Annotated in this window: 8 protein-coding genes; 3 read left to right on the top strand and 5 right to left on the bottom strand. The window is 58.9% G+C overall.

What is annotated here, in order from left to right; genetic code table 11:
- The first annotated feature begins 353 nt into the window (after window positions 1-353).
- Entirely contained in the window at window positions 354-1,967 is a 1,614-nt protein-coding gene (gene pruA / locus E6C55_RS28545) for an L-glutamate gamma-semialdehyde dehydrogenase (protein WP_136373244.1), read from the top strand.
- 59 nt (window positions 1,968-2,026) lie between these two features.
- Here the strand turns inward: pruA and E6C55_RS28540 are convergent, their stop codons facing one another.
- Entirely contained in the window at window positions 2,027-2,359 is a 333-nt protein-coding gene (locus E6C55_RS28540) for a YnfA family protein (protein ID WP_136373243.1), read from the bottom strand.
- Between the two features lie 99 nt (window positions 2,360-2,458).
- Complete coding sequence (gene thpR, locus E6C55_RS28535) at window positions 2,459-3,019, bottom strand: RNA 2',3'-cyclic phosphodiesterase (protein WP_168735930.1); 561 nt, start codon at window positions 3,017-3,019, stop codon at window positions 2,459-2,461.
- Window positions 3,020-3,103: 84 nt separating this feature from the next.
- Between thpR and E6C55_RS28530 the strand changes: the two genes are divergently transcribed.
- Window positions 3,104-3,688 (top strand): hypothetical protein, encoded by a 585-nt coding sequence (locus E6C55_RS28530; RefSeq protein WP_136373241.1) that lies wholly within the window; start codon window positions 3,104-3,106, stop codon window positions 3,686-3,688.
- A 168-nt stretch (window positions 3,689-3,856) separates the two neighbouring features.
- A complete protein-coding gene (locus E6C55_RS28525) occupies window positions 3,857-4,168 on the top strand; it encodes an HIRAN domain-containing protein (RefSeq protein ID WP_136373240.1) in 312 nt (103 codons plus the stop codon).
- A gap of 429 nt (window positions 4,169-4,597) precedes the next feature.
- On the opposite strand, the gene E6C55_RS28520 is transcribed toward E6C55_RS28525, so the two are convergent.
- From E6C55_RS28520 to E6C55_RS28510, 3 genes are all read right to left on the bottom strand, one after another.
- Complete coding sequence (locus E6C55_RS28520) at window positions 4,598-6,841, bottom strand: alginate lyase family protein (RefSeq protein ID WP_168735929.1); 2,244 nt, start codon at window positions 6,839-6,841, stop codon at window positions 4,598-4,600.
- A 115-nt stretch (window positions 6,842-6,956) separates the two neighbouring features.
- A complete protein-coding gene (locus tag E6C55_RS28515; RefSeq protein WP_136373238.1) occupies window positions 6,957-7,829 on the bottom strand; it encodes a carbohydrate ABC transporter permease in 873 nt (290 codons plus the stop codon).
- A 12-nt stretch (window positions 7,830-7,841) separates the two neighbouring features.
- Complete coding sequence (locus E6C55_RS28510) at window positions 7,842-8,750, bottom strand: ABC transporter permease (protein WP_136373237.1); 909 nt, start codon at window positions 8,748-8,750, stop codon at window positions 7,842-7,844.
- Between the last annotated feature and the right edge of the window lie 18 nt (window positions 8,751-8,768).

Here is an 8,768-nt window from a genome sequence, read left to right as displayed (position 1 = left end):
GCGCAAACCCTCGGAGCAGAAGATCTTCTTGCAGTTTGGATACAATTTGTTCATGATGGGACATAGGGACATCTCCTTCAACTGGATTCGCAGTGGGCTGCTATCTAGTTTAAGAGATGTCCTTTCTGAACACATCGCATGTCCCATCACAAATGGAATGTTTCGTTTACGCTGAGCGTTTGAGCTCTTACCACCGCGACAGCGGTTTAGTCCAAAAATGATCGCTGGGGGCCGTTGGTCGGCGATGCAGGTTGTTTAGCAGTATTCAAACGATAGCGAAGTCGAATGAACGAGCGCGGCGGGCTGGGCATATATATGGTGACAAGACTGTTCTGCGAAGGGAGCTGCGGAGCATGGGAAGTTCACCGGACCCAGTTAGTGGCCCGTTCGTCAACGAGCCGTTCACCGACTTCTCGCTGGAGGAGAATCGGGTGGCAATGGAAGCGGCGATCGCGAGGGCGAAGGCGTCGCTTGGCGCGGAGTATCCGCTGCGCATCGGGGCGGAGCGGATTTACACGGCGGAGAAGATTGTCTCGGTCAACCCGGGCCGTCTCGGCGAGGTTGTCGGCCGTGTGAGCAAGGCGGACCGCGAGCTGGCGGAGAGGGCGATGCAGGCCGCGCTTGCGGGCTTCGAGACGTGGAAGCGGGTGCCCGCAAGGGAGCGGGCGGCGGTGCTGTTCCGCGCTGCTGCGCTGCTGCGCGAGCGGAAGCACGACTTCTCCGCCGCGATGCTGCTCGAGTCGGGCAAGAACTACGCCGAAGCGGACGCCGACACGGCGGAGGCGATCGACTTCCTCGAGTTCTACGCCCGCGAGATGATTCGCTTGAGCCGAATCAACGAGACGATGCCGCTGACGCAGGCGCCTGGCGAGACGGGCGAGCTGCGGTACATCCCGCTCGGGGTTGGCGTCGTCATCCCGCCGTGGAACTTCCCGCTCGCGATCTGCGCCGGCATGACGAGTGCGGCGGTTGTCTCCGGCAACGCGGTGCTGCTCAAGCCGGCGTCTGCGACACCGGTCATCGCGCACAAGTTCGCAGAGCTGATGGAGGAGGCCGGTCTGCCTCCGGGCGTCATCAACTACGTTCCGGGGAGCGGGGCCGAGATCGGCGATTACTTGACGAGCCATCCGAAGACGCGCTTCGTCAGCTTCACCGGCTCGAAGGAGGTCGGCCTGCACATTAGCCGTCTGGCGGCCGAGGCGGCGCCGAGGCAGATCTGGATCAAGCGGCTCGTCGCCGAGATGGGCGGCAAGGACGGCATTGTCGTCGACGAGACGGCCGACCTGGACGCGGCGGCACAGGCGATTGTCGCCTCGGCGTTCGGCTTCCAGGGACAGAAGTGCTCCGCCGGGTCCCGCGCCATCGTGGTCGAGCCGGTGTACGACGAGATCGCGGCGAAGGTTGTCGCGCTGACCAAGCGGCTCGCGGTCGGCTTGCCGGAGCGCAATTGCGCGATTGGGCCGGTCATCGACGAAGCTTCCTACCGCCGAATTCTGGCTTATATCGAGCTCGGCAAGGAAGAAGGACGGCTGCTCGCGGGAGGCGGCCCGGCGGAGGTCGGCCGGGCCGAGGGGAGCCGGACGGAAGCGGACAGTTGCGACGGCTACTACATCCAGCCGACAGTGTTCGCAGACGTGGACGGCAAGGCCCGGCTTATGCAAGAGGAGATTTTCGGCCCGGTGCTCGCTATCGGCAAGGCCAAGGACTGGCGCGAGGCGATCGCGCTGTACAACGATACGGAGTTTGGCCTCACCGGCTCGTTTTTCTCGAGCGACGAGGGGCGAATCGAAGAAGCGCTGGAGACGATGCATTGCGGCAATCTGTACGTAAACCGCAAGTGCACAGGTGCGCTGGTCGGCGCGCATCCATTCGGCGGCTTCAACCTGTCGGGAACGGACTCGAAGGCAGGCGGACATGACTACCTCCTGCTGTTCACGCAGGCGAAGGCGATTGCGGTCAAGAAATAAATATAGCGGAAGGGGCTCCTTGATCCATGTCCGAGGCCCCCTTTTGCTTTTTTAGCGGTTTAGCCGCGCGGAGCCCAGAGCATGATCGCTACTCCGGCCAGGCAGACGGCGGAGCCGATCCAGTCGTACAGGTCTGGTGTCCGCTTGTCGACGAGCCAGCCCCACAGCACGGCGAGCAGGATAAACACGCCGCCATATGCCGCGTACACCCGGCCGAAGGAAGGAAAGTTCTGGAACGTCGGAATGATTCCGTAAGCGACAAGGATGAGGCCGCCGATCAAGCCGTAGCCGATCGGTTTGCCCTCCCGGAGCCAGAGCCAGACGAGGTAGCCCCCGCCAATCTCCGCAAGCCCCGCAAGAACGAATATCGATATCGAGAACAAGAGCGGCATTTTTTTCCCAGAACTCCTCTGCTTTGAATTGGTTCGGTTGCGTGCGAACAGTGTCTTATCCCCGCGAGTCAGGGGGCACCAACACGACCGGGCGGTGCCTTATCCCCTCGCTTCAGGAATCGCCGGGAACTCGCGAACGGTCTCATACATGGGCGAAGCGTTCAGGTGCGTGCGCATGAGCGCGAATCGGTCTGCGATCCACGCGGCTCCGGCGGGCATAGTCCCCAGTAGGCGGGCATCCCAGGAGGCTCCCGCGCCTGCGTCGAATCGGCGGGCGATGGTGATGTGCGGGGCAAATGGACGATCCTCGGGCAAGTAGCCAAGCGGTGCAGTCGCTTGAAGGATGGATGTGTGCAGCGAGCGCAGTCCGTCCAAGTCGCCATCAACGGTGCTGTACAGCACCCGAGGGGCTACCGGCTGACCGAACGTTCCAGTTCCGCTTAGCATGATCCGGAATGGGGAGAACCGGACACCGCCTAGAGCGCGAAGCAGTTCTGGAACCCGCTCGTCCGGCACAGCGCCGAGGAATTGAAGCGTCAGATGGTAGTCGAGCGGATGCGTCCGCTTGCGGAAAGGCAAGGATTCGCGATTGCGATCGCTCCACACGTGCAGCGCTTCAGCAGCAAATAGTGGAATAGGGAGTGCGGTGAATAGGTGCATGAACGTACCTCCTTTGTCGAACGAAATCGGTATGACTCGATTCCAATTCATGATATAATTAATAGAAGAAAGGTGGGATTTGATTTGGAGCAACTGCTGAAGCAATTGGTGGATGAGTTTCAATCACTCAAAAGCCAATTTGGTCAAATGGCAAATCAGATCGACCGTATTGATCAACAACAGCAACAGATGGCGCACAAGGTTGATCGCATCGATGAACGGGTCAACCGTATCGATGAACGAGTCGATCGTATCGATGAGCAACAGCAACAACTGACGCTTAAGGTTGATCGTATCGATGAACGAGTCAATCGCATCGATGAACGGGTCAACCACATCGATGAGCAACAGCAACAACTGACGCTTAAGGTTGACCGCATCGATGAACGAGTCAACCACATCGATGAGCAACAGCAACAACTGACGCTTAAGGTTGATCGCATCGATGAACGAGTCGATCGTATCGATCAGAATCAGAAGCAGATGGCGGTTCAGGTCGATCAAATTTACCAGGCCGTTGTTCGTTTGGAAGATGGACAACCTCTCGATATTATTGCACTCTTAGAGAAGTCGAACAACCATTTTCTGGACCATGGGTTCGAGATTTCCGCTCTAAATAAAAGAGTGTTCCGTGTAGAGTCCGAGCTTGAGAAGTTTAGCCGGCAATAGTCTCCCCTGCACAGGTCACTTACATAAATTATTCCTGTTACCCGCACAGCCTCGCTTCTTGATGAAGCGGGCTTTTTTGTTTGGGCGAACAAATATTCGCTGACAGATGGTTGTCCGGGTTTCCCTTTAGAATGGTGTCAGATCGACATTATGATTGAGGTGAACGGAATGGAATTTATTGCATTCGTTGCGATTACGGGGATGAATCATTATTACGGGGCGAGTCTGCATAAGCCGGGCCAGCCCATCCACTTCCGGAAGGAACCGGACAATCCGCATGACGAAGAAGCGATTGCAGCGGAGATTCCCCCTATGGGGATCATCGGCTATGTTGCGAATAGCATTCACACGGTGCCGAGAGGCTGCCGGAATGCAGGTCGCATCTATGGGGAGCTGCGCCTGGCTGGCCTTCAATCGGAAGAACTTGATGTGTCATGCTTCACTAGCGCAAGCAAAGGGCGACGGATTTCGCGGGGCTGATCGACTTCTTCCTGGATCGGACGGACGATTCCGTCTATCTGGCGTTGGACAAGGCGGGATGTTCGAAGGTCGAACACTTGATGATCGATAGGCTGGCGGGCGGCAGGCTGGAAGTGCTTCATGCAGAGGCGGCTTTCTATGAGAATAAGGTATTCGCAGGCAACACGTTCGAGATGTTCCGAGCGACTGGAAGCTTGGTGGAGGTGCGGAAAGGCTTCCAGCGTCCAAGAAGAAAAAAGCAAAGAAGAAGCGGTAGAGCCTGTCGATTTGAAAATAAGCCGATGCCGCTGCGTGCAACGTTACCGCGAACGGGAGGCGGCCGGAGGCGCCGTCTATATGGCATTATGAGAGAAGAGAAGCAAGCCCGGGTACGCCCCCCCCAGGCTTGCTTCTTTCTCAGGTATCGATGATGGACGATCGACCCGGCGCTCAGCCGTGTTCGTAAGATTTGACGATGACGTCATCCGTATGAGTCCCGCCCGCGAACTCGAACGCGTCGATCCCGGCGGGAGCGGGAAGGAGCGAGGCTTCGACCGGGTTGCCCGTGTGATCGAGATAGGCATCGACCGCGATATGGTCATGGTACAGGCAGACGGCATCCCGCCAGCCCTCGCCTTCGATCAGCAGGCCGGTCGCTTCGTGCGGTGCCAGCTCGCAGCCGTTCCGCATGACGGGAAGTCTGCGGACGGCGATTCGGGGAGCCTCCGCCCCGCGATAAGGCAGGATGACGGCGGCGAGCTCCGTCCGCCCGGCGGAGACCAATGTTCGGGTCGCGACGGGGGAGCGATGGTAGTCTCCCTTCTCGAAGAGAAGACCGGTCGTTAAGCCGAGTTCGTCGGCCAACAGGTCGGGGGAGATTGGCGCATCGTTCGGCTGCTGCGCCGTCTCCGCGTATGCGATAAGCACGTTGGCGTCGCGGGCGTTCGTGCGGATCTGCCGCGCTTCGGGAACGTAGATCGCTTCCCCGCGGGGGAGGTGGAACAGTTGCTCGTAGCGGTGCCGCTCCTTCGCTTCGAACAGATCGACGATCACGCAGCAGCGGTTTTTGATGAAGAGTGTTTTGCGCGAATGGATGACGGGGTCTTCGTAGCGCGTATAGCCGAAATGGCTGGCGAACTGGTAATCGAAGCGATCGCTGGGGCGAAAGTCCCAGATCTTGCAGGAGGCGCTTGGCGGCGTCGACCAGTGCATGCTGCGGACATGCTGGTCCTGCCCGTCGACGACGACTGTGTTGTGGGCGCGGGTGGAGACGATGTGCTTGCGCTCCTTGTTCCATTCGAACAGCCCGATACCCGAATCCGCGATCAGCTCCTTGCCGCCGGTGTACACGATCACGCTGAGCGCATCGGAATGGGCGTGGCCCGCGATGCCGATCCCGGCCCGCATCGCCAGGTACATCGCGTCCCGTTCCCAGCTCTCGCGGCTGATCAGATAGCCGCCGACCGGGAAGCACGCCGCCGTTCTCTCCGAAGGCGCGGAAGGAATCCGTTCGTACCGCTCGATGGCCCCGGGTCCCAGTCTCCAGAGCAGGGAGTACGGGAGGCTCGGCTTCCCGGCATGCTTGTAGTCGGGCCGCTCGAACAGATACGCGCCGAGGCTCATGATATCTCTGAGGTCGCTCTCGGAGGAATCGCCGGTATCCCCGAACTTCGGAAGGCTGATGTCGGGTGCCATGAGATGATGAAGCAGCTCGTACATCCGCTCCAGGACCGGCGTATATTCCTTCTCGTCCATACCGACGGCTCTGAGCAGCGTGACCAGCTCATAGAGGTCCCGCATAACAACGATATGGTAGTTCGGACTGCCCTCGAACTGGGCCCCGTCGGGGTAGACGTTCTGCCGGATATAGGCGGGCAGCTCCCGAAGGCCGTAAGCGAGCCATTCCTCCGCCTCCTTCAGCTCGGGCAGGAGAAGCGCGATCGTGATCAGGCCGCGAAGCTGCATGCACGCATGATTGCCATGGTCCGCGTGGTACTTGCGGACGTAGCGGGCATGCTCGGCGAACGACTTGATCAGCTTCATCTTCGTCTCGGGCCGGAAGGACGGCGAGGCGAAGAAGGTAATGAACGCTTCCGGCAGTTGGAACATCCGCACGCCGACCGACAGCGGTTCCCATGTGTTGTGCTGAACGCGGAACGCATCGCCGAGCGGTGCCGGATTGTCGTCGATGAAGTGGCTCATCATGCGGTCGAAGCATTCGGCATACTTCTCGTCGCCGGTCAGGGCGTAGGCGCGGGAGAGCGACTTCGTGTATGCGAACCGGACGAGCTGGAGCTGGTATTGCGAGCTGTCGTAGAACCAGTCGTTCCAACGATATTCGCCGTTCTTGAAGCTGATCAGCCGCCCCTTGAGCGTCGGAATGCTGCCGGCCGCGATCAGGTCCGCTTCGCGGATTGTCTCCTTCGCATCCGCGCTGTCTCCGTATGCATTCCGCGCCGTCTCCATCAGCGAGGGGACGTCATGGACGCCGTAATAATAACGCCGGATCGACCCGTCCTCGAACCGCTTGAGGAAGGCGTTTCTCGCTTGCTCTTCTTCCTTCGCGTCCAGGTGCCGCCGAACGTCGGCGAGCTCCGGCTTGTCCGTCTTCAACTCCCCGGCGAGGAACGCCGCATCGGTCGGCTGGGGCTTCGTGTAGCGCGGGTCCAGCCGCAGTTCCTTATAGCCAGACATGGGGGTCCACTCCTTTCGGTATTCCTGTTCGGTTAGATTCCCTAGGTTCCTTAAATCCCCTAAATTCACCATATTCCCCAGATTCCCCAGATTCCCCAGATTCCCTAGTCGGTCCTTATTCCTTGATCGACCCCAGCAGCGCACCCTTGGCGAAGTACTTCTGCAGGAACGGATACACCGCGATAATCGGCAGCATGGCCAGCAGGATGGCGGCGTTCTGCACGTTCGGGCCAAGCTGGGCGGCGAGCGAGGCATCGAGCGCAGCTTCCGACGAGATGTTAGAGGACCCGATCGCCACCATCTGGCGCAGAAGCGGCTGAATCGGCCATCTCGTCGTATCGTTCAGGTAGATGATCGCGGAGAAGAACTCGTTCCAGTATTGCACCATGAAGAACAGGGCGAAGGTCGCGATGATCGGCTTCGAGAGCGGGAGCACAATCGAGAACAGGATGCGGAATTCGCCCGCGCCGTCGATTCGCGCCGCCTCGTCGAGACTCTCCGGCAAGCCCTGGAAGAACGTGCGGATGACCATGATGTTGAATGCGCTGCTTGCCGCCGGGAGCACGACCGCCCAGAGCGAGTCAATGAGGCCGAGGTTCTTGACGACGAGATAGTTCGGAATGAGGCCGCCATGGAAGATCATCGTGAAGAAAATAAACAGCAGAATGATGCGCCTTCCCGGTACGAACTTTTTGGACAAGGCGTAAGCAAGCGTAATCGAGATGATGAGGTTGACGCAGGTGCCGAGAGCCGTAATGACGACCGAATTCCGAATCGATCGCAGGAAGGTCGGCGCTTGCAGCAGGTATTCGTAAGCCGCCAGCGTCAAGCGCTTCGGAATCAGATAGAAGTTGCCCGCCAGCGACTCGGAAGGAGGGCTGAACGAGACGGCAATAATGTACAGGAACGGCAGAATGATCGTCAGGCTGAAGAGAATGAGCAGCAGGACATTCAAGCCGTCGAACGCGGAGATGCGCTTAAGTTTCATCCGGTGTCCCTCCTAGAAGATTCCGTCTTCGCCCATCCAGCGGGCGGCGTAGTTCGCGGCGAGGACCAGAATCAGGCTGACGACGGACTTGAACATGCCGACCGTGATGCCGAAGCTGTAGTTGAACTGTTCCAGGCCGACGTGGTACACGTACAGGTCGAAGACGTTGGAGACGTCGAGGTTGAGGCTGTTCGTCATGAGGAAAATCTGCATAAAGTTCGAATCAAGCGACGATCCGAGGCGGAGCAGCAACAGGATGACGATGGTGGACTTGAGGCTTGGCAGCGTGATGTGCCATATATTCTGGAAGCGATTCGCCCCGTCGACCTTGGCGGCTTCGTACAGTTCGGGGTTGATGCCGGCCAGCGCCGCGAGGAAGATGATCGTTCCCCAGCCCGCGTCCTTCCAGATGGCCTGGAACACGACAAGCGGCCGGAACCAGTCGTTGCTGATCAGGAAGTTCGCGCTTCCGCCGAACCAATCCTCGAGCACGTGATTGATGACGCCCGATGGGCCGAAGAACGAGATCGTGATGCCGTAGATAACGACCCACGAGAGGAAGTGGGGAAGGTAGACGATCGTCTGCGAGACTCGCTTGAATAGGCTGAATCGGAGTTCGCTGAGCATGATGGCCAGCAGAATGGTAACGGGGAAGAATACGATCAGGTTGTAGAAGCTCAGCAGCAGCGTATTCTTGAGCAGCAGCCAGAAGTCGTTTGTGCTGAAGAAGTCGCGGAAGTGCTCGAGTCCGACCCAGGGACTATCCCAGATGCCGATGAACGGGCTAAAGTCTTTGAAGGCAAGAAGCAACCCCCACATGGGGACATAATGGAACACGATGAAGTAGAGAATTCCGGGAGCGGCCAGCAAATAAAAAGGCCACAGCCGTTTAATATGGTTGAGACGAAGCAATCCCGTCATCTCGTTCCCTCCTACCCG

Origin of the sequence: Cohnella fermenti (genome assembly GCF_004801405.1) — a bacterium.
Classification (GTDB): domain Bacteria; phylum Bacillota; class Bacilli; order Paenibacillales; family Paenibacillaceae; genus Cohnella; species Cohnella fermenti.
The sequence above is the reverse complement of the archived record's forward strand: the minus strand, read 5'-3'. Positions and strand labels throughout refer to the sequence as shown.